The sequence below is a fragment of the Pelodictyon phaeoclathratiforme BU-1 genome, assembly GCF_000020645.1.
GTDB classification, from domain to species: Bacteria; Bacteroidota; Chlorobiia; order Chlorobiales; family Chlorobiaceae; genus Chlorobium; species Chlorobium phaeoclathratiforme.
Genome location: NC_011060.1, coordinates 2,251,236 through 2,274,774, shown reverse-complemented (window position 1 = coordinate 2,274,774; position 23,539 = coordinate 2,251,236). Strand labels below are relative to the sequence as shown.

The window sequence follows — 23,539 nt, the reverse complement described above, 5'->3', positions numbered from 1 at the left end:
ATCATGAAATGCTGATCGTCAAAAAGGCCTACGATTTTTCGAAATGGCTGCTGCTGCATACTGGGAAATTTCCCAAAAGCTACCGGTTCAGTATTGCTGTGCGTATCGAAAATTCTATACTCGAGTTTACAGAGCTTGTGGCAGTTGCCAATATGCGGAACGTCAAACGACCATTGCTGGAGCAGGCCGATGAGGTGCTGACGCGTTTGCGCATTCTGGTTCGATTGAGTTTTGACATGAAATTTATCAGCTTGAACTCCTATGAGTTTGGGAGCAGCCAGATTTCAGAATTGGGGAAGATGCTGGGCGGATGGATAAAAAAAGCTTGAATAAGTCGTTGATAAATGGTAATTATCGTTTGTTCAGAATGATGGAAAAGAGCCGGTAACTGATCTGCCCGTGCGTTGCGCGGCGGTTCCTGGAACAATAATCCCGACAATCTGCGTTGCTCTGCCCGGAACAACAATCATCCGGCGAACAGGAACAACAATATTGGCTTTCGGGTTGTCCGTTCCAATCATGCCCCTTTCGATGCGTGTTAAAGCCCATTATGATGCCGTTCTTTCAAGGAATAACGGACAGTTTTTTGGGCATGACATCCCGGGCTCTTTCTCCTGCGGCATGTTGCCATTGCACTCAGTGGAACATGCACGAACAGTACCCATAAAACAGGTCGCTTGAGTAAGTAATTGAAAAAGCGGCCTGTTTTTTTTCTGGCAAAACGATGAAAACCAGCAAAAACCTTTTTCAGAGCATTGTAACCTTCGAAAATGTGCTTTCAGCAGCCCAAAAAGCGGCGAAAGGAAAGCGCGAAAACCAGTCGGTGCTGCACTTTTTCACCTTTCTGGAAGAGAACCTCTGGCAGATTCTTTCGGAGTTGCGAACGAAAACCTGGCAGCCCGGTTCATACAAAACCTTCAGCATCTACAAGCCAAAACCAAGAATGATCAGCGCAGCTCCCTTTAAAGACCGCGTTGTGCATCATGCCCTGATCACTATTGTTGGCCCTCTTCTTGAACGGAGCTTTATTTTCGACACCTATGCCAACAGAACGGCCAAGGGAACACACAAGGCCATAGAGCGCTACCAGCACTATCTGAAAAAGTATGCTTATGTGCTGAAGTGTGATATCCGGAAATATTTTCCATCAATCGATCACGAGATACTCAAATCGTTGCTTCGCAGAAAAATAGCCTGCGCTGACACTTTGTGGCTTATTGATACCATTATTGATAACAGTAACATACAGGCAGAGCATTTTCACTATTTCCCCGGTGACACCCTTTTTACCCCTCATGAACGGAGAAAAGGGCTGCCTATCGGGAACCTGACCAGCCAGTTTTTTGCCAACTACTACCTCAGCTTTCTGGATCACTACGTAAAAGAGGTGTTGCGATGCAAAGGCTACGTAAGATACGTTGATGATTACGTCTTGTTTTCCGATAGCAAGGATGAATTGTGGGAGTGGAAAAAAGCAATCGAAGAGTTTTTGCAACAATTCAGATTGACGCTTAATTCAGGGAGAACAGAGCTTTACCCGGCAACAGAAGGGAAGTGCTTTCTCGGGCAAAAAGTTTTTCAGAGCTACCGGTTACTTCCTTCAGCAAATGTTCGGAGAGCAAAAAAACGGATACAATGCACCCTGCTTGCCAAGCCGGAAACCTTGCAGAAAAGCCTTGCCGGGTGGGTTGGTCACGCCCGGCAGGCCGATACCCGCAATCTGTTGCGCTCGTTGGGGCTGGTGGAAAAGAGCTGACAGCTTGTAACTTTTTGAGAACTGATTGTTATTCAAGGCACGAGTATCCATAAAAATCTGGTATTGACTGGTTTTGAAACGATGGCTTGATTCCATCGCTGATATTGTGTAGAATTGGTATCACAATTATGACGTAGACGTTATGAAAGTTTACAGCTATTCTGAAGCGCGAAAGAAATTCGCCAAGGTGTTTGATCTTGCTCGTACGGAAGAGGTGATTATCAAAAAACGGAGTGGTGAACAATTTGCCGTTGTGTATAAACAGCTTTCAAATTCTCCTTTTGATGTCAAAGGGGTGAAAACAAGAGCAGCAACGAAAGATATTCTGGAGGCTGTAGAGGATTCACGATCGGGAGAGGATGTCCCGTAGTGATGATTGGTGAAAATTGGAGCAACAGGTCATTAAATCCAAGTGTTGCTACGGTACAGGATAAATCATAATTGCGTTTGCCATGCCACCACATAACCTCAATGTGTTTATTAATTGCCCTTTTGACAAAGAGTACATTCCGTTTTTTGATGCTATTCTTTTTACGGTCTATAAGTGTGGTTTTCGTCCTCGCTGTGCTTACGAATTTGATGATGGCGGCCAGGTACGCATAGAAAAAATCAATCGAATCATTGAAGAGTGTTGTTGTGGAATCCATGATATATCAAGAACAGAACCTGATAAAAAGACCAAGCTGCCCAGATTTAATATGCCCTTTGAGCTAGGGCTTTTTCTTGGTGCCAAACGATTTGGTTCAAAGTTGCAGAAGTCTAAAGTGTCGCTTATTCTTGACAGGGATCCCCATCGTTATCAACAGTTTATTTCGGATATATCGGGTCAAGATGTCAAATCTCATGACAATGATATTAAGAAGTTGATCAAGTGTATCAGGGATGTTTTGCATGCACTCAAGATTAATGATGCAATTCCTGGGCCTAAAGTGATTCTTGACAATTATATGGAGTTTAAGGCGACTCAGCCCGATCTTATGAAACAACGAGGGTTGGATCTTGATGATATCTCTTACGCAGATAAAGTTTTGTTGGTAGAGCGCTGGATAAACTTTATGCTGCTTGACAAGCTTGGTGCACATTATATCCTGATCAAGGGAGGTACATTCACCTACTCTTTGACAGACAAGTCCGAAGTTGTGACTGATCTCTACATGGCAAAATATGCTGTGACTAACTCTCGCTATCGACAGTTTATCAACTACCTGTCAGGCAAGGGCTCTTTTATTGAGGTACTGTCTACCGAAATTTTTAGGCAAAAGTTGCTTGCTTTATGCAAACAAAATTCACGAGACGGGATTCTACGACTATCTTCAGGGGGAGTCGGATTTGACAGAGCGCTTACGTTCCGTTTATGAAGATGATGACCGATTCAACAAGGATCATCAACCGGTGGTTGGGGTAAGCTGGTATGCCGCAAAAGCGTATTGCTACTGGCTTTCATGTCTTGAAACGGGATGCATGGATGCAGGATTGTATCGGCTGCCGACAGAGATTGAGTGGGAATATTGTGCCAGCGGCAAGGAACAACGCCCCTATCCATGGGGCAGTTCTTCTCCAACGCAGCAACGTGCAAATTATAAGATGAGCAAGAAAGAGACAACAACACTGGTTGGTGTTTATCCCGATGGTGCGACTCCTGACGGGTTGTATGATATGGCAGGAAATGTGTGGGAGTGGATGGAACACAGGAATGAGAATGAGAAAGAAAAAGAGCGTTTTTTCTTGAGAGGCGGTTCGTGGGACACTACTCCCGATTATCTGCGCTGCTCAGCTCCCGGTTTTCAGAGTCCGTTTTATAGTTCCTCCGAGATTGGTTTTCGGGTTGTTCGTTCTGCTTCTCCGTCATGAACTTCTGAGATGTTGTGTTATGAAATTGGACGGCATTGACGGCGTTATTTTTGTCAGAAAATGATTGATAAATGATAGAAAGAATGAGTGATAAAAATATTCGGATCATAAAGGTACTTGTCGCATCACCCTCTGATGTTGTTGCTGAGCGTGAAATGGCGGAAGATGTCATAAAGAAATGGAATGCTCGGCCACAGCGTCCGCTGATGCTCGAAGCGGTGTTATGGGAATCACATGCAGCGCCTGAAACCGGGGGGCGGGTGCAGGGGATACTCAATAAACAGATTGTTGATGAATGTGATTTTGCTATCGGTATTTTCTGGACACGCATTGGCACAGGTACTGGTGTTGCTCCAGGCGGGGCGGTTGAAGAGGTTGAGAGAATGATGGCAGCCGGAAAATTGGTCATGCTCTATTTCTCAAATGTGCCATACCGGAGGAAGGATGTTACTATCGAACAGATTGAGGCACTTGATCGCTTCAGGGAATCACTACAATCGAATGCGCTGATAGAGGAGTATGACGAGCGTCATGAGTTCCGGGAAAAACTTGCTCATCAGCTTGATATACAGGTTCACCGGTGGTTCTGTTCAAAAGAATGTGGTGATGATACCTCAATGAAAAACAGGTATCAACCACTTGATTTCAACACAGATTCGCTTCTCCAGCTCTACCACTCAACGCTGACAGAGCAACTTGGCAATACCAACCTTTCGGGTTCTCCGGCAATCGAGAGTTTTTCTGTAAGGCATAAGGATACCTTTGTTTCGTTGAGTCTTTCTGATACATGGCGCTGCGAAGCACGATCCCATACTGAGGGCGATCTCTGTGAACCCAAAAAAGAAGAGCGCGTTCGTGCCCCTGAAGAAGTGATGAGTTTTGTTTTTCAAAAGCATCACTTGCTACTGGTTATTGGCGATCCGGGTTCTGGTAAAACAACATTGCTCAAATATTATGCACTTTCATGCCTTGATAACGGTAGATGTCATGAATTTGGTTTTAGTGAACCAGTCAATGTTTTTTACCTCCCGTTGCGTGATATCAACAAGAGTGATACCGGTTATCCCTCATTGCCGGCAGCTCTTTCCGCATGGTCTGAAAAATATTTTCTCAAAATTAAAGAAAACCTTTTTGCGGGCTGGCTTGGTGAGGACTCAACCCTTGTACTCCTTGATGGACTGGATGAAATCAGCAACGTCGATGATCGGAAGGCTGCTTGTGACTGGATTGACCGAACGGTTTCAAGGTTTACAAATGCCCGATTTGTGGTTACCTCCCGAAGCACAGGTTACCGGAAGGGGGATGGCATCGAGCTTGAGGCAAGCCATCTGCGGGCCGATATCATGGACTTTACCAAGGAAAAACAGGCTGAGTTTTTGCATCTTTGGTTTAGTGCAGCATTTTTTCGGGAGATACCTCTCAGTGCTCGGGATGAACCGGAGTTGAGAGCTCGGCAGGAACAACAGGCCGCTCAAAAAGCGGCGCAAAAAGCTGACGCAGTTATTACGTTTCTCGCGCAGGAAAAAAACAGGAGTATGCACTCTCTGGCAGGTGTCCCCCTGCTCTTGCAGATTATGGCAATGCTCTGGAAAGAGAGGGAGTTTCTGCCAGCAGGGCGTTCAGAACTCTATGATGCTGCATTGAATTATATGCTCGATTATCGTGACCGTCGCAGGGGAATCTATCCGCTGCTTGCAGCCAAAGATGCTCGGCGAGTACTGAGCCCGGTTTCTCTCTGGATGCAGGAAGAGCTGAAAACAGACGAAGCTGACCGGATTGCAATGCAGCAGAAAATGCAAAAGCTGCTCGACACGCTCTACAATTCTCTTCCCGCAGGGGAGTTCTGCAAAAATCTTGTGGACCGGGCCGGGGTGCTGGTGGAGTATGGCGACAAGGAGTATGTTTTTCGGCACAAATCATTCCGTGAGTACCTTGCGGGTGTTCAACTGCTCAAAAATATGTACCGGCCAGACTATCTCGACACCATTGTTACCAGGTTTGGAGACGATTGGTGGCAAGAACCGCTTCGCTTTTTTATCGGCCATGTTGAAAATGAAGAGCTTTTTGACAGCTTCATGCAGAAGCTTTTCGATTCGCCGGTTACGGAAAACTTGACATCAAAGCAGCAGGACTTGCTCGTCACCCTTGTCGAAGAGGCTCCACAGCGGAAGATCGATGCCTTGCAAAAGAAGTTGTTTGACCTTCAGACCACGCCAAACCGGCAGCGATATATCATGGAGTGCCTGAAAATCATTGGCAAGCCTGAAGCACTTGCAATAGTGAAGACGTTTATCGAATCAGGAAGAAACAATGTTTTATTTGACAAACTTCATGCAGAGTACATTCTGATAAAAGGTGGCACATTTGCTTTCTCGTTGACTGAGAAGCTTGAAAAGATGCCAGATCTTTATGTCGCTAAATATACGGTTACCAACGAGTTGTACCGGCAGTTCCTCAATTACCTACAGTCAGGAAAGGTGCCCGATATTGATGCTGTTACCCTGGAATTGTACCACAACCACTTACAGAAAATGGCGAACAGCATTAATGGATTCAGCGATTATCTTCAGGATAAACGAGATCTGGCAAAGCTTTTCCGCTCTGAATCGGATGACGACAAGCGATTTAACAAGGAGGAACAACCGGTGATGGATATAAGCTGGTATGCAGCCAAAGCCTATTGCTTGTGGCTCTCTCTTCTGGAAAGCGAAGGCAGGATTGCTAATATTTATCGATTGCCCAAAGAAATCGAGTGGGAATATGCTGCTGCCGGGGAGGATGGACGTGAATATCCGTGGGGAAATACAGCGCCTAATTCAAAACTGGCAAATTTTAATCAAAATGAGGGAGCCACAACACCGGTTGGGCGCTATCCTGAAGGTGCAACTCCGGAAGGGTTGTACGATATGGCTGGCAATGTGTGGGAGTGGACGGATGATATACACGAAAAATACGCTCTTGCCCGTGCGTTGCGCGGCGGTTCCTGGGGCTATGTTCCCGGCGTTCTGCGTTGCTCTGCCCGGTACTTCAGTCATCCGGCGAGCTGGCTCAGCGGTTTTGGCTTTCGGGTTGTCCGTTCCAGTCCCTCTTCCTGATCTTCTGTCTTTCTGTTTTCTGGAACTCTGAAAGGGGAATTTTTTTTTGAAACAATCATAATTGGAGTATGCCACATGAAAAAACTTTTATTGCTCTGTTTTCTCTTGCTTGCAGGATGCACCGGTGTTCCGCAGGGAATCACGGTTGTTGATAATTTTTCTCTCGATCGTTATCTCGGTACCTGGCATGAAATTGTTCGTCTCGATAACCGGTTTGAAAAGGAGCTTGATCCGGTATCGGCGACCTACTCGCTTGCCCCGGATGGCAGCGTCAAGGTGATGAACAAGGGGTATGATCTGAAAAAACAGGAGTGGAAAACCATTCAGGGGCGCGGTGTTTTTCTTGATGATAAAAAAACCACCGAGGGTGCGTTAAAGGTCTCTTTTTTCGGCCCATTTTATGCGAGCTACAATGTGATTGATCTCGACAGGGCGGGCTATCGCTGGGCGATGGTTTGTGGCCGTGATAAATCTCTTTTCTGGATTTTGTCGAAAGATTCTGTTATGGAGCAGGCTCAACTCAAGGCGCTGGTGGCCAGGGCGACGGCGCTCGGTTTTGATACCGCCAAACTCCGCTATCTGGGCAAACAGAAACCGTAAGGATCATTGCGGGGAGCTGAAATTTCCCGGCAATTGAGATTGCCATATATGGGGCATCATCTTTTTGATACATGTCGAAGGCTTCAATTTCTTCATCATCGAAAGACAGAAATAGAGGAAGCGGTTTCCTTTGAGTTTACGATCGTTTATAGGAGAGAAATGCTTATACTTTTACGTTATCGCTGTGATTGTGGCAGGGTGAACGTTATGATGGCGACAGGCCTGACAGTGGTTTTTTTATGAGTGGTGTATTTTGGTCAAGGGGGCTTAAAGGCAGGAAAATGTTTTCCGCTAACAGGTTTCGCGGGTGCGTACCAAAAATAATTCTTTCAATTTTTTCGATGAGCATGGGGGAGAATAATGATATCGTCGATGCACACAATTACGCTGCATGATGCGGAAAATCAGCTTGTGAGATTGGTTGAGCAGGCAGCGCTTGGCAAGGCTTTTATTATCAGCAAGGCGGGACGACCGATGGTTAAAGTGATACCCTATGACTCTATGACTGGGAGTTCAGAACGCCTTGGTTTTATGATTGGTGAAATTTCTGTGCCGGAAGATTTCGATCGTATGGGCAGTAGCGAGATTGCTGGGTTATTTAACGAAAATGCACAGTGAATTTATTGCTTGATACGCATATTCTTCTTTGGGCTGCAGCTCAACCTGATCTTTTACCGGAGGGATGCAAAGATATGCTTGTTAACCCGGTAAATAATTTGTTTTTCAGTGCAGCAAGTCTCTGGGAAATCAGTATCAAATCCGTACTTGGGCGCTCTGATTTTAATGTTGATCCCTTCCGGTTCAGGCGCATGCTTTTGTTTCATGCGTAACGGGAATTAGCTATCAGCAGTGAACATGCTGTGGCTGTAACTATGCTTCCTTTCTTGCATAAAGATCCTTTTGACCGGATGCTTATTACACAAGCCCGGACAGAAGAAATGTTGTTGATTACTTCAGATACTGTGGTAGCAGCTTATGGAGAAGGAATTCAACTGGTATAATTTTGGAAGAGGGTAGCGGTAACATGGGAAAAACGGTTGTTATTACCGGCAGCACCAGGGGGATAGGGTTTGGTCTTGCAGAGGATGGTTGGGAAGATGGTGTTGGCGCCACTGAGGAGACGGAACCTTTTTGCCTGAAGCGCTCCTCTTTCAAAGGGGAAGTCCGTATTCCTCAAGGATAACCCGGACATGCCGTGGCACCAGCTTTTCGATCCGCTCCGGGTGGCGGAATTTGAGGTAGTAGTAATGCCTGATCAGATGAAAGTCAACCGAGTAGTGGGCAAACCCGACCCCTTTTGGCCCGATCATGCCAAGCGCTCCTGCAAGCAGGTTGCCGAGCCAGAGCGGGATTCTGCTTTTCGATGAATACTCTTTATCCCTCTCCTTCATGCTCTCGATGATGCGTTTCGTCGTGTTTTCGACAAATGATCGGCACTCCCACTTGCCTGATTCCGGAAACCGTTCGAGTTCAGCTTCAATCAGCTTTAGCAGTTTTTGCCCTGTTTCGGTTCGTACCAGAATCCATTGCCGCTTCTGCTTTGGCTTCAGTTCTGCTCCGATATAGCCTACGGTGATGTCGGCAAGGCTGTTGAGATAGTCAAAGCAGCTCATACATGCAGAGGGGAAGATGGCGGGATTTGAAAGCTCTTCCGGAAGGCTGAAGAAGGGGACTTTTTCAATGCTGCCGTCAAGGTGACGGATGTGAATCCTGAAGTCCTGCATGAACTCCATATGGCAGGCGGTATCGGGTGATTTCGACATTCTCTCCAGAATCCACGGCCATTTTGAGCGTGCGACGTTGTCTATGCAGGGAATTCATATGGTGAGGAGCTCCATCTCTTGCAGGTATTCGAATCGTTCCTTGAAATCCCGGAGTGTATGGAGGTGACATGCCGCTCCAATGACAAGGACTTTTTTCAGCCCCTGATGATATGCGCTTTCAAGGGAGGATAAGAGTGGGGAGAGCACCGGTTTATTGCCTCTTGTTGCGTAGATCTCATCGCTGTTTCGGGCTAACACCGGTTGAGAGAAAAAATGGTTGCCGGGAGTGTGCTGCAGCGATACAACGCCTTCAACAAGCTTCTCTTCAAAGGCCTTCATGGCCATTCGGGTAATGATTCCGCTCCACTGCGATCCGGGTAGCGGCAGTTTCAGTTGAGCTGTAAAACGGTCAAGTGTGATGCCAAAGCGCATTTCAACCGGATCATCGAGCTTGCGTTCCCGCCCGAAAAGCTGTTTCTCCCTTTCGCCGAGCCAGCCATTTTTAAAAACACAGCTTTGGAGACTTTGTTCAACCGGCCAAGCCTGATTGGAACAGAGACCGCATGAACTGCAGAGTCCTTTGTCTGAAGTAGGCATACCGGGATCGAGTGCGCTTGTGGTTATGAGGTTTTTCTTTTATACGACAACACGGGTTGGTCAAAAAATAGGGATAATTCCGTATACATCAACGAATTATTTATAAAATAAGATGCAGCGGTTAATATATTGTGGCTTCGCTATGGTAAGCGAAACGAAACACAAATCATTTTCAAGGGAGAAAAAATATGCAGACTATCTATGCTGACGGAGTAGCCAATATTACACTGATTGATGGCATCATCCGTTTTGATCTTGTCAATATCATGCAGTTTGAAAAAGAAAAAGCAAATATCAGGCCTGTTGCGGCGCTGGCGATGTCAATGCCAGCCTTGCTTCGTACCCATGAGCAACTTTCACAGGCGATCAACAAAATGGTCGAAGATGGCATTCTGAAAAAAGATGATGCACAGAAAGCGGTCATGGATGGCAAACAATCCTGAAAAGAAGAACATCCCGTTTTAAGCCCTTGAACCAGCATCACCCTCTTATCCTTTCAGGGAGTAGAGTGTGGCGCTGGTTTTTCGAAATGTTGAGATATCATCCCTGTGGTACCTGTTTTGCAGCAGGAGCTGATGCCTTCAGCGTGAAGAGGTGGTAGTTCATGCTGTCTTCAAGGGCGTGGAGGCTTGCTTCAATGATGTTTGTGGAGACACCGACTGTTCCCCAGGTGAAGCGGCCATTGCTTGACTCTATCAGTACCCGCACCTTGGCGCTGGTTCCCCGTTTTTCTTCGAGTACACGAACTTTATAGTCAACCAGCTTGATGCTCTTGATTTCGGGGTAGAAGTGGATCAGCGCTTTGCGGAGCGCCTTGTCGAGGGCGTTGACCGGGCCGTCACCGTCGGCGGCGATATGTTCTATCTCCTCTCCAACCCTGACCTTGAGTACTGCCTGGTCGACGTTTTTGGCGTTCTTGCTCGATTCGATATGCACCTTGGTTTCAAGCACTTCAAAAAATGGCTTGAAGTTGCCGATCTCTTTATGCAGCAGGAGTTCGAATGAGGCTTCGGCTCCGTCAAACTGGTACCCTTCGTGTTCGAGCTCCTTGATGTGGTGCACGATATTCTTGAAGAGTTCGCTTTTTTCGGGCAGGGTGATGCCGAGTTCGTGTGCCTTGTACCGGATGTTGCTCTGGCCGGCAAGCTCGGAGACAAGGACCCTTTGGCGGTTTCCGACCTGTGTGGGGTTGATATGCTCGTAGAGTGAGCTCTCTTTCATGACTGCGCTGACATGGATACCCCCTTTGTGGGCAAATGCCGATTTCCCGACAAAAGGCGCCCGGGTATTTGACGGCATGTTGAGAATCTCGTAGACAAACTTCGAGAGTGAGGTGAGCTGGGTGAGGTGCTCGACAAAGGTGAATGAGCGTTGCAGCTTCAGCATGACGTTGGGAATAATGCTGATGAGGTTGGCGTTGCCGCACCGTTCGCCGATGCCGTTGATGGTTCCCTGGATATGGGTTGCTCCAGCCATGACGGAGGCGATGGAGTTTGCTACGGCGAGATCACCATCATTGTGGCTGTGAATACCCACAGGAACACCGGTGACGGCCAGAACACGGGATACGATATCGGTCACCTCATGGGGCAGTGAACCTCCGTTGGTGTCGCAAAGTACAATTCTTGACGCTCCACCCTCAACGGCTGAAAGGAGCATTTTCAGGGCAAATTCCGGGTTGTTTTTGTAGCCATCGAAAAAGTGTTCGGCATCAAAAAAGACCTCTCGTCCCTGCTGCTTGAGAAAGGCAACGGAGCGATAGATCAGTTCGGCATTCTCTTCATCGGAAATACCAAGACTTTTTTCAGAGTGTGCCTGCCATGTTTTGCCGAAGATGGTGATCACCGGTGTTTCGGAGTGGAGCAGCCCGAGCAGGTTGGGGTCGCTTTCAACGCTTTTTACAAAACGGGCTGTTGAACCGAAGGCGGTGAGCCTGGCATGTTTGAACGAAAGCTGCCGTGCCTTGATGAAAAACTCTTCATCTTTCGGGTTGCTGCTCGGCCATCCACCTTCGATATAGTCCATGCCGAATTCGTCAAGCTTCTGTGCGATAAGGAGCTTGTCCTGAACCGAGAGGTTGATATGCTCACCCTGTGTGCCATCACGGAGGGTGGTGTCGTAAAGTTCTATTTTTTTTGTGGTAACAGTCATAAATCAGTGTTGGGGCATTAAATTTTCCTGACGGGCATAGGCAAAAATACCGCCAGCCTCAACAATATTGAAGACATCGCCAAGGGGATTGAGCTTGTAGGTGATGTTGCTTGTCAGATTTTCGATGGTGTTGGCTTCGACGTCGATTTTCAGTTCGTCACCGGTTTTGATGAGCTGGTTCAGTTGTTCCGCACTTTCGTAGGGGATGGCAAAACCGCCGTCAACGCAGTTGCGATAAAAAATACGTGCGTACGATTCGGCTACAATGGCCTTGACTCCGGCAACCTTGAGGGCGAAGGGAGCGTGCTCCCGTGACGATCCGCAACCGAAGTTTGGCCCGGCAATGATGATCGTATAGTTTGAGTGGCAGCTTCCCTCCTCGATGAAGAGGATGTTGCCCTGGGGCAGCCCTCCCTGTTCGGGTGGTACTCCTGAAAGGGCATATTTGCCGTAGAGAATCACCTCTTCGGGATCGGAGAGGCTGTAGACCAGATGTTCGGCTGGAATGATCTGGTCGGTATCAATATTTTTGCCTAAAACGTAGGCTTTTCCCTGAATGATGGTTTCCATTATTTGTGTCTGTTTGCCCAAAGTTCAAGTGCGATCAGAGGAAATCTCTCGGATCGGTGAGTTTACCCGTAATTGCCGATGCGGCTGCTGTGAGTGGGGAGGCAAGGTATACCCCTGCATGTTTGCTGCCCATTCGTCCGGGGAAATTGCGGTTTGTGGTTGAGACGACAACATCGTTGTCAACCGAGCGTCCGACGGTATCGGCAGGGCCACCCAGACATGCGGCGCATGAGGGAAGGGCAATGGTGCATCCGGCATCTTCAAAGATCTGTTTCAGGCTCTGTCCGTCGTAGAGTTCGCACTCAAGGTCACGGGCAACCTTTACTGTGGCTGGCACGATGTTGGTGGTAACGGAAACCTTATGACCCTTCAGAATTTTTGCGGCCATCATAAAATCGGTCAGTTTGCCGCCGGTGCAGGAGCCGATATAGGACTTGGTAATCTTTGTTCCCTGAACACTTCTGACGGTGGCGCGGTTGTCGGGGCTGTGCGGCTGTGCAACCACAGGTTCAAGCGTCCTGACGTCGTAGCGGTACTTGCTGTGATATCGGGCATCCGGGTCGCTCTGGAAGAGCTCGTAGGGTTTCTGGCTTCTTGCCTTGACATAATTTTCTGCGATGCTGTCTGCTGCGATGATGCCGTTCATGCCACCCGCTTCGATGGCCATGTTGGTCAGGGTCATTCTCTCTTCCATCGGAAGGGAAAAAATCGCTTCGCCGTCAAATTCCATCGCACAATAGGTTGCGCCGTCGGTTGTGATGTCGCCAAGAATCTGCAGAATGAGATCTTTTGCTGTCAGATATTCGGGCATCTGACCATCGAAGGTGAAGAGGATGGATTCCGGAACTTTTTCCCAGAGCTTGCCAGTGCCAAGAATGAAGGCTGCATCGGTGTTGCCAATGCCCGAGCCGAACATGCCGAAAGCTCCGGAAGTACAGGTATGGGAGTCGGTTCCGAAGAGCACGGTGCCGGGCAGATTGAATCCCTCTTCCGCCAGGGCTACATGGCAGACGCCTTTGTAGCGGTCGGTGCCGACATCATAGTAGTGCTCAAGCTGCTGCTCTTTTGCAAACTGGCGCAAGAGATCAATGTTGCGATGGGCGTGCTCGTTTGCCGTAAAAATATAGTGGTCAGGCAGGACGACAACTTTACGGGGATCCCATACTTTTGCGTCGGCGCCAAATTCCTGCTTGAAAATATCAAAGGTTGGTGGCCCGCAGACATCGTGGGTAAGGAGGATGTCGACATTCAGCCAAACGCTTTCACCAGCGTCGACAAATTTTCTGTTTGCGGCTTTTGAAAGGATCTTCTGGGTTATTGTTTGTGCCATGGTATTCTTAAACCCCGCTTTCTATGGTTTCTGTAGTGATGTTGTCAAAATGATGCTGGCGCAGGCCGAGAGCCTGCAGATAGGCTTTGGCGCTGGCCTCTATGATATCGGTCGAGACCCCTCTTCCGTTAAAGGAGACATTCTTGTCCCGGATGCGGACAAGCGCCTCTCCGAGTGCCTGACGTCCGGCAGTGGTGGAGCGGACGGAGTAGGAGGTAACCATCGATTCGATGCCAAGGGCACGCTCAATGGCTCTGAAGCAGGCATCTACCGGGCCGTCGCCGATTGCGGATTCTTCAAAGATCTGCTCTTTGTGCCGGATCCTGATGGTTGCGGTCGGAATTGAGGCTGTACCGCTGTTGATGTGGAGGTAATCGAGCTCATAAGCGTTTTTCGGCTTGCTCCGTTCATCGCCCATCAGCACTCTCAGGTCATCGTCATAGACCTCTTTTTTTTTGTCGGCAACTTCAACAAAGCGCTTGTAGACCGCTTCGAGTTCGGTATCATCAAGGTTATAGCCAAGGCTCAGAAGACGGGATGAGAGACCGTGTTTGCCGGAGTGGCGGCCAAGCACGATGCTTGTTTGCGGCACTCCTACCGATTCAGGTGTCATCACCTCATAGGTTTGCCGGTTTTTCAGCATCCCGTCCTGGTGAATGCCCGATTCGTGTGAAAATGCATTGTCGCCAACAATTGCCTTGTTGGGCTGGATAATGATGCCGGTAAAGGTCGAGACCATACGGCTCGTATTGTAGAGCTCTTCGGTGACGATATCGGTGTAGAAGTTGTGCAGGTCGCTGCGTACTTTCAGCGCCATCACAATCTCTTCGAGCGAAGCGTTTCCGGCCCGCTCTCCGATGCCGTTCATGGAGCACTCCACCTGACGAGCGCCATGTTCAACTGCACTGAGTGTGTTTGCTACGGCAAGACCGAGGTCGTTATGGCAGTGGACACTGATGATGGCATTGCCGATGTTGCTGACGCGGCTCCGGAGGTCGGCTATTTTCCGGCCAAATTCTGAAGGCCAGGTATAGCCTGTGGTGTCGGGAATGTTGACGGTGGTTGCACCTGCCGCAATAACGGCTTCGATGATTTCTGCGAGAAAACCCTGATCGGTGCGTCCTGCATCTTCAGCGGAAAATTCAATATCCGAAGTGAAGGTTTTGGCAAAGGTTACGGCGTTCACCGCCATGTTGAGAACGGTTTGCCGCTTTTCCTGCAGGCTGAGGCCGTAACGGTCACTGCCGAATTTCCCGGTGATATGAATATCGGAGGTGCCGATAAAGGTGTGAATGCGGGGTTTGCGTGCCTGCTGCAGCGCCTTCCAGGCGGCGGTAATGTCCTTTTCCACCGCTCTGGCCAGTGCGGCCACAACGGCTTTGGACTCTGCGCTTACCCGCTGAACCGCTTCAAGTTGCAGGGGTGATGAAGCCGGAAAACCAGCCTCTATCACATCTACCCCAAGTTTTTCAAGCTGCCGGGCAATTTCTACCTTTTCCTGCACATTGAGCGAGGCCCCGGGGGATTGCTCTCCGTCGCGCAGGGTTGTATCAAATACGATTATCTTCTCTTTCACCACTCTTTTTGGCCTTTTTTTTGATCAGGCGCCGAGGTGCCTGACAATTGCTTCTGTCATCTCTGTTGTTGAAATCACCCTGTCACCTGTATTGGCTATGTCTGCTGTCCGGCAGCCGGAGGCAAGGGCGGACTCAATTGCCTGCTCGATCTCACGGGCAATCTCCGGAACTTTGAAGCTGTGTTCGAACATCATGGCTACCGATGCTATGGTGGCTATCGGGTTGGCCTTGTTCTGGCTGGCAATGTCCGGTGCACTTCCGTGGATTGGTTCGTAGAGGGCATATTTTGTACCGATGCTTGCAGAAGGGAGCATACCGAGACTGCCGGTAATCATGCCTGCAATGTCGCTCAAAATGTCACCAAAGAGGTTGCTTGTTACAATCACATCAAACTGTTTCGGATTGCGGACAATCTGCATTGCAGCGTTGTCTACATACATGTCGCTCAGCTCCACATCGGCAAACTCCTTGTGCAGTTCATGCACCACATTTCTCCAGAGCTGTGATACTTCAAGTACATTTGCCTTGTCGATCGAGACGACCTTGCCCTTCCGTTTCCGGGCTGTTTCAAAGGCCAGACGGGCGATGCGCTCAACTTCATAGCGTTCATAGACCATGGTGTTCCAGCCCCGGTTTTCATCGAAGCCGCGTGGCTGGCCGAAATAGATGCCGCCGGTAAGTTCTCTGAAAACAAGGAAATCGGTGCCACGAACCACATCTGCTTTGAGTGAGGATGCGTCGATCAGTGCGTCGTAGACTTTTGCCGGTCTGAGGTTGGCAAAGAGTTGAAGCTCTTTTCGGATTTTGAGCAGCGCAGCTTCCGGCTTGTGTTCGTGTGGCAGGCTCTCCCATTTGGGGCCGCCAACGGCTCCAAGCAGTACGGCATCGCAGTTCCGGCAGGCATCAAGCGTTGCCTGGGTGAGCATCTCTCCATGCAGTTCCCAGGAGGCGCCGCCAAAGGGGTGCTCTTCAATCACAATTTCAAAGCCATGTTTTCTGGAGAGCTGCTCCAGTACTGAAACAGCTCCTGCAACCACTTCCGGGCCTATACCGTCACCTGGTATTGAGACAATCTTGTACATTCTTCTGTTGAATGGGTTATTTTTTGATCAGCCAGCTCATCATGTCGCGAAGTTTTGCGCCTACCTTTTCAATGGCATGACCACTGTTTTCCTCTCTGAGTTTGTTCAGGTTTTTGTAGCCACCGTTGCATTCATCGATAAACTCTTTGGCAAAACGGCCATCCTGTACCTCTTCAAGAATTTTTTTCATCTCTGCCTTCACCGCAGGAGTGATAAGGCGTGGTCCGCGGGTCATGCCGCCGTACTCAGCGGTATCGCTGACGGAGTAGTTCATTCTTGAAAGGCCGCCTTCATAATAGAGATCCACAATCAGTTTCAGCTCATGCATACATTCGAAGTAGGCAAGCTCTTCCGGGTATCCTGCTTCAACAAGGGTTTCAAAACCGGCTTTGATCAGTTCGGCAGAACCGCCGCACAGCACAGCCTGCTCACCGAAAAGATCGGTTTCAGTCTCATTCTTGATGGAGGTTTCAATAACGCCAGCCTTGGTTCCGCCAAGAGCTTTTGCCCATGCAAGCGCCTGCTGTTTGGCCTCTCCGGTAGCATCCTGATGCACTGCGATAAGGCAGGGGACACCGTTGCCTTCGGTAAAGGTACGGCGTACAAGGTGGCCGGGGCTTTTCGGCGCAATCATGATAACGTTGATTGACTCTGCCGGAATAATCTGTTTGTAGTGAATATTGAAGCCGTGACCAAAAGCAAGGGTATTTCCGGCAACAAGGTTCGGAGCAATTTCTGCGTCGTAGACCGCTTTCTGGTTCTGGTCGGGGAGAAGCACCATCACAATATCGGCCCATTTTGTTGCTTCAGCAACGGTGTTGACTTCGAGGCCTGCTTCCCGTGCTTTTGCGCACGATGCGCTTTCGGGGCGAAGGCCGACGCAGACGTTCAGGCCGCTCTCCTTGAGGTTCAGGGCATGGGCATGACCCTGACTGCCATAACCGAGTACTGCAATATTCTTTCCCTGAAGATAACCGAGATCGGCATCCTGCTCATAGTAAACGTTCATGTTGGTAGAATAGGTTTGATTGGTGATTCAGTAAAAAACAGGTTACTCTCCCCGGTGTATTGCTACCGCGCCAGAACGGGCAAGCTCTTTTATGCCGTACGGCTTGAAGATATCGATAGTTGTGTTGATCTTGTCCGGAGATCCGATGACCTCAATAGTAATGGATTTTTGTTTTATATCCACGACTTTTCCTTTAAAAACATTGATAAGCTCAAAAATCTCATGCTGTACCGTCTTGCTGAGCTTCAGGGTCATCAGGAGCAGCTCCCGTTCAACATGCGGCTGCCGGGTGAGATCGGTAACCTTGATGGTATCGACCAGCCGGTTCAACTGTTTGAGCACCTGACTGACGATTTGGTCTTCCCCTCTCGTTACAATGGTCATGCGTGAGATTTCCGTATCCTCGGTTTCTCCAATGGAGATGCTCTCAAGGTTGAACCCCCGGGCGCTGAACATGGCGGCAACCCGGTTAAGAGAGCCAAACTTGTTTTCAACCAGTACTGATATGATGTGTTTCATAGTTTATTGATCCCTTTTACTGTAACTCATGGCATGGGTTACAGTGCCCATTTACAAAAAATTTACAGATATTCCTGGCTGTAATATCCGAAGGTAAAAAAACGCGGAGTGTATAACTTTACATGAAAGTCAATATAAAGTTTTTTTTGAAATGAGTGGGCCGGGCCGGGAAGTATGTTTCCCATGCATCCTCGCTTGCAAATGTTGGTACTGATATGCTGTGGCGAGTTTATTCCATTACCGGTGTCTTATGCAACTTCGGATTGAGGATATTATAGATGATTGTCGTCAGCGTTTTGGGGTTAAACGGTTTTTGAATAAAGTTTAGCTGACTGTCAACTATTGTATTTTGGGGAATAATGTCAGCAGTGTAACCTGAGATAAAGAGCACATTAAGTCCGGGGCGTGCGGCAAGCAGCTTTTTCGAAAGCTCGGCTCCATTCATTTCCGGCATGATGACATCGGTCACTAAAAGGTCGATCGTTCCAGGGTAATTTTTTTCCATTCTAATGGCGTCTGCGGCTCGTTCAAAGGCCAGCACGTTATAACCGTTCTGTTCAAGGATGAGTTTGCAGAGTTTGAGAATGCCAGGTTCATCCTCGACAAGCAGGATTGTCTGATGCCCTTTCTTGAGTAGTTGCTTCTGATCTCTATCTGGATTCGTTATGGCCTGTACCATATGCTTGGGCAGTTGAATCGTTATGGTTGTGCCTTTTCCCTGTTCACTTCGGCATTCAATATTGCCGTTGTTTTGTTTGACAATGCCATAGACGGTTGAAAGACCGAGTCCAGTGCCTTTTCCACTCTCTTTTGTGGTGAAAAAGGGCTCAAAAATATGTTGAAGATCGTTTGGTTCAATACCACATCCATCATCATGTACAGAAAGTGAGACATAGTCTGCGGAGTGACACGCAGTTTTATCGGTTTCACAGGGGATTTCAGGCAGAGTGACACAACGGTTATCGATAGTGATTCTGCCATTGCCAGTTATAGCGTCACGTGCATTGATACAGAGATTGACAAGAATCTGGTCGATCTGTGATGGATCAATTTTGATATAGCAATTTTTGCATTCCGGAATCCAGGTCAGCATGATATTTTCACCGATGAGACGCCTCAACATGGGAAGCATCTCTGTAATCGCCGTGTTCAGTTCAACAATTTTTGGAGAGACAACCTGTTTTCGGGCAAAAGCAAGCAGTTGCCGGGTCAGATTTGCAGAGTGGGTTGCCGCCTGGTGGATAGCAACAAACTGGGCATAGGTTTTCAGTGTGGGGTCACTCGTTTCCATGGCCATTTCTGAATGACCAAGAATAACCGTCAGCATATTATTGAAATCATGAGCGATACCTCCAGCCAGTCGTCCGACCATCTCCATTTTCTGTGACTGTTGAAGTTGAACGGAAAGTTCCGCTCTCTGCTCTTCGATTTGGCGGCGTTCCGTGATATCTACGCTGGTGCCGATAATTCTGAAAATAGCTCCGTTTTCATTACGAACAGGGTTCAGCACGGTCTCCCATAAAGAGCTTTTGCCATGAAACATCATGGACTCTTCATAGTGAATGATCTTGTTTTCACGGATACAGTCGTTATAGTGCTGAGTAACCGATTTGGCAATAGGGGGAGGAAAGAATTGCTCAGGTGTTTTTCCGGCGAGTTCATTACTTGTGACGCCCGATATTTGCTCACTGAGCGGGTTAATGGAGTTATAGCGGTAAGTGCCATCCGTTAAAATGTCGACAACAAAAATGGCGTAATTGACCTGATTATAGATACTCTTGAGAAGCTGTCTGCTTTCGATTAACTCCTGCTCATATTTTTTTCGTTCTGTAATGTCGCGTATCAATCCGATATATCCGATAAATCCTTCATGCTTATAAAATTGCACATGAATTTCTGCGTAAAAGAGAGAGCGATCTTTTTTTCTGTAGCGGAATTCGAGCACTTCATCCACCTGCATCATCAACCCATTCTGAAACGAGCTGATCGCCCTCTCAATGTCCTCTTCAGCCATAAACTCGACAAAGCGATGACCAATCACCTCATCAGCTTTATAGCCGGAAATTGTTTCAACAGCAGGTGAGACATAGGTTGTAATTCCACTTTGATCCGTAATAAAAACGATCTCGGAAATTTGTTCGGTAATGGAACGAAACATTTTTTCACTTACGGCTAGCGCCTGTTCAACCTTTTTGCGCTCCGTGATGTCGTTCATGATGGCATAGAGTATTTCCTTTTCACCAAATGGAATCAAGCAACTGTACACTTCAACATCACGTATTGAGCCATCGGCTATCTGATGGGTCTGGTTCTGTCTGCTCTCAAACGGCTCTGTAGTGATCTGCCGGATGGTCATCTGTTTGAGCGTTTCAGTTGGCCACTTGTAAAAGTTGACAGCCGCTTGATTCACGTCTATGATTCTGCCCGTATCGGGCTCAATAACGAGCATGATCGATGAATGCTTTTCAAACACCATCCTGAAGCGATTTTCGCTCTCTTTGAGTGCATCATCCCTCTGTTTTTGATCAGTGATGTCAATCATGATACCGGCATACCGAACTATTTTTCCTTCGGAATCTTTTACCGGAGTTCCTTTCGACATGAGCCATCGTACTGCTCCATCAGCTCCGGGAATACGCCAGGAACAAATGAACTCGCAACCCTTATTTACGGCATCAATGGTGGCTTGTCTCACTCGTTCCCTCTCTTCCGGGATAATGGTGTTTATCCAGCTTTCATAGTTCAGTTCAACACTGTTTGGTTTAAGCCCGTAGAGACTCCATATTTCATCTGACCAGATATTGGTATTTGTGGTTATATCATGTTCCCAGGTACCGGAACTGGTCGCGGCCAGAATAAAATGCATTCGCTCATTGGCGGCAAGAAGCCTCTCCTGAAACTCCTTGCGTTTGGTGATATCAATAATCGTTCCGATGTAGCGCACTGTCCTGCCGTTGAGGTCATGCAAGGGTTTGCCTCGGGACATCAGCCAGTGCATGGAGCCGTCGGGATAACAGACGCGATATTCAATGTTCAGCTCGGCGTCACATTTTGCGGCTTCAGTAACAGCGCTTATGACAGAGTCACGATCTTCAGGATGAATGACACTTGCCCAGAGATGGAAGGAGGGATTATTATTGGTTGGCTCCAGCCCGTATAACGGCCATATTTCGTCCGACCAGATATTATCGTTCGTTGTCAAGTCCCATTCCCAGACGCCCGCTCGTGCAGCTTCAAGGGCCTGGTTAAACTTTACCTTGCATTCATTGAACCTTGTCTCCTTCTGTTTTTGCCGGGAGATATCTGCAATGGTGATGAACAATCGAGTGATCGTCCCTTCCGGTGACAAGACGGGATTAATGGTAAATTTCCAATTCAAATTCCCTTTTCCATCTTCAAAAACCATTCGTTTGCCCAGGCGAAGTACCTCTCCAATCTTTTCTTTGTAGTGAAACGCCTGTTCTGGAATTTGCAGTATGGTTGCAATCAAATCATAGACTACAGAGCCGATGCACTCCTCTGCAGAGATGCTGAAACGTGCGGCAAACAGGGTGTTGGCAGTAAGAATTATGCCGTTTGGGTCGATGAGAAGAGCTTCTTCAGGAAGGGACTCCAGCAATGCAAAAACCGGATCGTTGGCCAGCTTGCTCTCCGGAAGGGAATTTGTTGTGCACATCGTTTTGTTGGCAAAATCTGTTTACGCATCTGGAACCCGATGCGTATTACCATTTTTATACATTACAGCACAATCAGTAACTCGTTGACTGATTTTAACTATAAGTAATTCACAAAGCAATTCCCAAAGTTGGCGGGTGGTTGGCTGAGATGGTGGTTGTTCAGTTCGTTATCAGATGAAGAGGGCTGCGAGTTTACCCTGCGGTGTTCTCTTACTCGCAGTCCTCTTCAGAATCTGGTTCAGACCATTGTTTTTGGATTCAACCGTTCCAGGAGCATATCTGAAATTGAGCCTCCGGCGGGAACCATAGGGAAGACCATATCTTTTTTGAAAACCCTGAAATCAACAAGAACCGGCCCTTCGTTCCAGGCAAGCGCCTCCTTGATCGCCTCTCTGGCACGATCAGGATTGTCGGCCATGATGGCCTTGCAGCCGAATGCTTCAGCAACCTTGACAAAGTCGGGGTTGCTGTCGCCAATATCGGTAAAGGAGTATTTTTCCTGGTGGAAAAGCTCTTGCCACTGGCGGACCATACCGAGAAAGCTGTTGTTGATCAGGAAGATCTTTATCGGGACTTTACCATGTACCGCTGTAACAAGCTCCTGGACATTCATCATAAAGCCTCCATCTCCGCTGAAGAGAACAACCGGGCGATCCGTAATGCCGTAGGCGGCTCCGATGGCAGCAGGCAAGCCGTAGCCCATGGTGCCGAGTCCACCGCTGGTGATGATCGATCGTGGATTGATGAAGGTATAGAACTGCGAAGTCCACATCTGATGCTGGCCTACATCGGTGACTACTACGGCGTTGCCCTGGGTTTGTTTTGAAACTTCGTCAATAACAAATTCGGTTCTGAGCTCGTTGTCATCGCTTTTGTAGGTCAGCGGGCACATCTCCTGCCACTCATGGATTTGGGCAAGCCATGCTGTGCGCTCTTCGACCGTGTCGGGCATCTCTTCGATGAGTGAAGAGAGAAAGTGTTTTGCGTCACCAACAATGGGCAGGTCAACCTTGACGTTTTTGTCAACGTTGGTGGGGTCGATGTCATTATGGATCTTGTATGCCTGTGGTGCAAAGGTATCTACTTTGCCGGTGACCCGGTCGTCGAAGCGTGCACCAACAGCAATCAGGAGATCACAGGCATTGACCGCACGGTTTGCCCAGTAGGTGCCGTGCATGCCGAGCATCCCCATGCTGAGTGGATGGTTTCCGGGAAAGGAACCAAGCCCCTGAAGGGTCATGGTGACCGGTATATTCTGCTGTATGGCAAAGGCGCGGAGCTCTTCGGATGCTTCCGCACTGATAACCCCGCCACCGATGTAAAGAAGGGGGCGTTTTGCATTGGCAATTTTATGCGCCGCCTTTTGAATCTGGTTGATGTGGCATTTGAGGGTTGGTTTGAAGCCTCGGATATCAACCGTTTCAGGCCACTGAAAGAGGCATGATGCATTCAGGATGTCTTTTGGCATATCAACAAGAACCGGTCCTGGCCTGCCGTTTGTTGCAAGGAAAAAGGCTTTTCGGATGGTTATGGCAAGCTCCCTGACATCCTTGACAAGGAAGTTGTGCTTGGTTATCGGTCGGGTGATGCCCACAATATCAGCCTCCTGAAAGGCGTCGTTGCCAATCAGTGAGCTGGGAACCTGTCCGGTAAAGACCACCATTGGAGAGGAGTCCATATAGGCGTTGGCAATTCCGGTGACGGTGTTTGTTGCTCCGGGGCCGGAGGTGACAAGAACAACACCGGGCTTTCCCGTGGCGCGGGCATATCCCTCGGCCATGTGGGTTGCGCCCTGTTCATGACGGACCAGAATGTGCTTGATGTCTTCGATATCATAGAGTGTCTCGTAAACTTTCAGCAGAGATCCGCCCGGATAGCCGAAAATATATTCAACGTTTTCACGTCGCAGACATTCGAAAAATATTTCTGAGCCATTGAGTGTTTGGCCTGATGCTTGCATGG

At 48.3% G+C, this 23,539-nt stretch carries 22 protein-coding genes and 1 pseudogene; 12 read left to right on the top strand and 11 right to left on the bottom strand.

From position 1 onward, the window contains the following. Positions 1-8: 8 nt before the first annotated feature. The 11 genes and pseudogenes from avd (at position 9) to PPHA_RS15685 (ending at position 8,485) form a co-directional block, all read left to right on the top strand. The gene (gene avd / locus PPHA_RS10845; RefSeq protein WP_012508867.1) at positions 9-329 is read left to right on the top strand and encodes a diversity-generating retroelement protein Avd; all 321 of its coding nucleotides are present in this window, start codon (positions 9-11) and stop codon (positions 327-329) included. A gap of 75 nt (positions 330-404) precedes the next feature. Further along, positions 405-542, top strand: coding sequence for an SUMF1/EgtB/PvdO family nonheme iron enzyme (locus PPHA_RS16845; protein ID WP_083765329.1), 138 nt, complete (start codon positions 405-407; stop codon positions 540-542). Positions 543-724: 182 nt separating this feature from the next. Next, positions 725-1,756, top strand: coding sequence for an RNA-directed DNA polymerase (locus PPHA_RS10840; protein ID WP_012508866.1), 1,032 nt, complete (start codon positions 725-727; stop codon positions 1,754-1,756). 142 nt (positions 1,757-1,898) lie between these two features. Beyond that, positions 1,899-2,126 carry a type II toxin-antitoxin system Phd/YefM family antitoxin gene (locus PPHA_RS10835; protein ID WP_012508865.1) on the top strand — a complete coding sequence of 76 codons (228 nt, stop codon included), beginning with the start codon at positions 1,899-1,901 and terminating at the stop codon, positions 2,124-2,126. Between the two features lie 82 nt (positions 2,127-2,208). Continuing rightward, positions 2,209-3,114: a hypothetical protein gene (locus tag PPHA_RS10830; RefSeq protein ID WP_190273990.1), complete on the top strand. Its 906-nt coding sequence runs from the start codon at positions 2,209-2,211 to the stop codon at positions 3,112-3,114. Then, positions 3,086-3,607, top strand: coding sequence for a formylglycine-generating enzyme family protein (locus PPHA_RS15225; protein ID WP_190273989.1), 522 nt, complete (start codon positions 3,086-3,088; stop codon positions 3,605-3,607). The genes PPHA_RS10830 and PPHA_RS15225 overlap by 29 nt, the downstream gene beginning before the upstream one ends. Before the next feature lie 83 nt (positions 3,608-3,690). Next, positions 3,691-6,702, top strand: a complete 3,012-nt coding sequence (locus tag PPHA_RS10820; protein ID WP_150085681.1) for an SUMF1/EgtB/PvdO family nonheme iron enzyme — start codon at positions 3,691-3,693, stop codon at positions 6,700-6,702. 75 nt (positions 6,703-6,777) lie between these two features. Further along, on the top strand, positions 6,778-7,302 hold the full coding sequence (locus PPHA_RS10815; protein ID WP_012508863.1) for a lipocalin family protein: 525 nt from the start codon (positions 6,778-6,780) through the stop codon (positions 7,300-7,302). A 372-nt stretch (positions 7,303-7,674) separates the two neighbouring features. Beyond that, on the top strand, positions 7,675-7,920 hold the full coding sequence (locus tag PPHA_RS10810) for a type II toxin-antitoxin system Phd/YefM family antitoxin (protein ID WP_041526537.1): 246 nt from the start codon (positions 7,675-7,677) through the stop codon (positions 7,918-7,920). Further along, a pseudogene (locus tag PPHA_RS16840) lies at positions 7,917-8,303 on the top strand (type II toxin-antitoxin system VapC family toxin). Before PPHA_RS10810 ends, PPHA_RS16840 begins: the two are co-directional and overlap by 4 nt. 23 nt (positions 8,304-8,326) lie before the next feature. Further along, the gene (locus PPHA_RS15685; RefSeq protein ID WP_012508859.1) at positions 8,327-8,485 is read left to right on the top strand and encodes an SDR family oxidoreductase; all 159 of its coding nucleotides are present in this window, start codon (positions 8,327-8,329) and stop codon (positions 8,483-8,485) included. Here the strand turns inward: PPHA_RS15685 and PPHA_RS16360 are convergent. Both PPHA_RS16360 and PPHA_RS16355 read right to left on the bottom strand, forming a co-directional pair. After that, positions 8,454-9,065 (bottom strand): Coenzyme F420 hydrogenase/dehydrogenase, beta subunit C-terminal domain, encoded by a 612-nt coding sequence (locus PPHA_RS16360; RefSeq protein WP_263053207.1) that lies wholly within the window; start codon positions 9,063-9,065, stop codon positions 8,454-8,456. The genes PPHA_RS15685 and PPHA_RS16360 overlap by 32 nt on opposite strands. Positions 9,066-9,119: 54 nt before the next feature. Then, positions 9,120-9,662, bottom strand: a complete 543-nt coding sequence (locus PPHA_RS16355) for a coenzyme F420 hydrogenase/dehydrogenase beta subunit N-terminal domain-containing protein (protein ID WP_223293904.1) — start codon at positions 9,660-9,662, stop codon at positions 9,120-9,122. 188 nt (positions 9,663-9,850) lie between these two features. Here PPHA_RS16355 and PPHA_RS10795 point away from each other — a divergent pair, with 188 nt between their 5' ends. Beyond that, positions 9,851-10,105: a hypothetical protein gene (locus PPHA_RS10795; protein WP_012508858.1), complete on the top strand. Its 255-nt coding sequence runs from the start codon at positions 9,851-9,853 to the stop codon at positions 10,103-10,105. Between the two features lie 97 nt (positions 10,106-10,202). Here PPHA_RS10795 and cimA read toward each other — a convergent pair whose 3' ends face one another. The 9 genes from cimA to ilvB all read right to left on the bottom strand — a co-directional run bounded on the left by cimA (position 10,203) and on the right by ilvB (position 23,537). Then, the gene (gene cimA, locus PPHA_RS10790) at positions 10,203-11,813 is read right to left on the bottom strand and encodes a citramalate synthase (RefSeq protein WP_012508857.1); all 1,611 of its coding nucleotides are present in this window, start codon (positions 11,811-11,813) and stop codon (positions 10,203-10,205) included. Between the two features lie 3 nt (positions 11,814-11,816). Then, complete coding sequence (locus tag PPHA_RS10785; RefSeq protein WP_012508856.1) at positions 11,817-12,383, bottom strand: LeuD/DmdB family oxidoreductase small subunit; 567 nt, start codon at positions 12,381-12,383, stop codon at positions 11,817-11,819. A gap of 34 nt (positions 12,384-12,417) precedes the next feature. Continuing rightward, on the bottom strand, positions 12,418-13,713 hold the full coding sequence (locus tag PPHA_RS10780; protein ID WP_012508855.1) for a 3-isopropylmalate dehydratase large subunit: 1,296 nt from the start codon (positions 13,711-13,713) through the stop codon (positions 12,418-12,420). 7 nt (positions 13,714-13,720) lie between these two features. Next, positions 13,721-15,289 carry a 2-isopropylmalate synthase gene (locus tag PPHA_RS10775; protein WP_041526849.1) on the bottom strand — a complete coding sequence of 523 codons (1,569 nt, stop codon included), beginning with the start codon at positions 15,287-15,289 and terminating at the stop codon, positions 13,721-13,723. A gap of 24 nt (positions 15,290-15,313) precedes the next feature. After that, positions 15,314-16,372 (bottom strand): 3-isopropylmalate dehydrogenase, encoded by a 1,059-nt coding sequence (gene leuB, locus PPHA_RS10770; RefSeq protein WP_012508853.1) that lies wholly within the window; start codon positions 16,370-16,372, stop codon positions 15,314-15,316. A 16-nt stretch (positions 16,373-16,388) separates the two neighbouring features. Continuing rightward, entirely contained in the window at positions 16,389-17,381 is a 993-nt protein-coding gene (gene ilvC / locus PPHA_RS10765; RefSeq protein WP_012508852.1) for a ketol-acid reductoisomerase, read from the bottom strand. 42 nt (positions 17,382-17,423) lie between these two features. Next, positions 17,424-17,900 carry an acetolactate synthase small subunit gene (ilvN, locus tag PPHA_RS10760; RefSeq protein ID WP_012508851.1) on the bottom strand — a complete coding sequence of 159 codons (477 nt, stop codon included), beginning with the start codon at positions 17,898-17,900 and terminating at the stop codon, positions 17,424-17,426. A 229-nt stretch (positions 17,901-18,129) separates the two neighbouring features. Continuing rightward, positions 18,130-21,576 carry a PAS domain S-box protein gene (locus PPHA_RS14720; RefSeq protein ID WP_012508849.1) on the bottom strand — a complete coding sequence of 1,149 codons (3,447 nt, stop codon included), beginning with the start codon at positions 21,574-21,576 and terminating at the stop codon, positions 18,130-18,132. 239 nt (positions 21,577-21,815) lie between these two features. After that, positions 21,816-23,537, bottom strand: a complete 1,722-nt coding sequence (gene ilvB, locus PPHA_RS10750) for a biosynthetic-type acetolactate synthase large subunit (RefSeq protein ID WP_012508848.1) — start codon at positions 23,535-23,537, stop codon at positions 21,816-21,818. Positions 23,538-23,539: the final 2 nt, after the last annotated feature.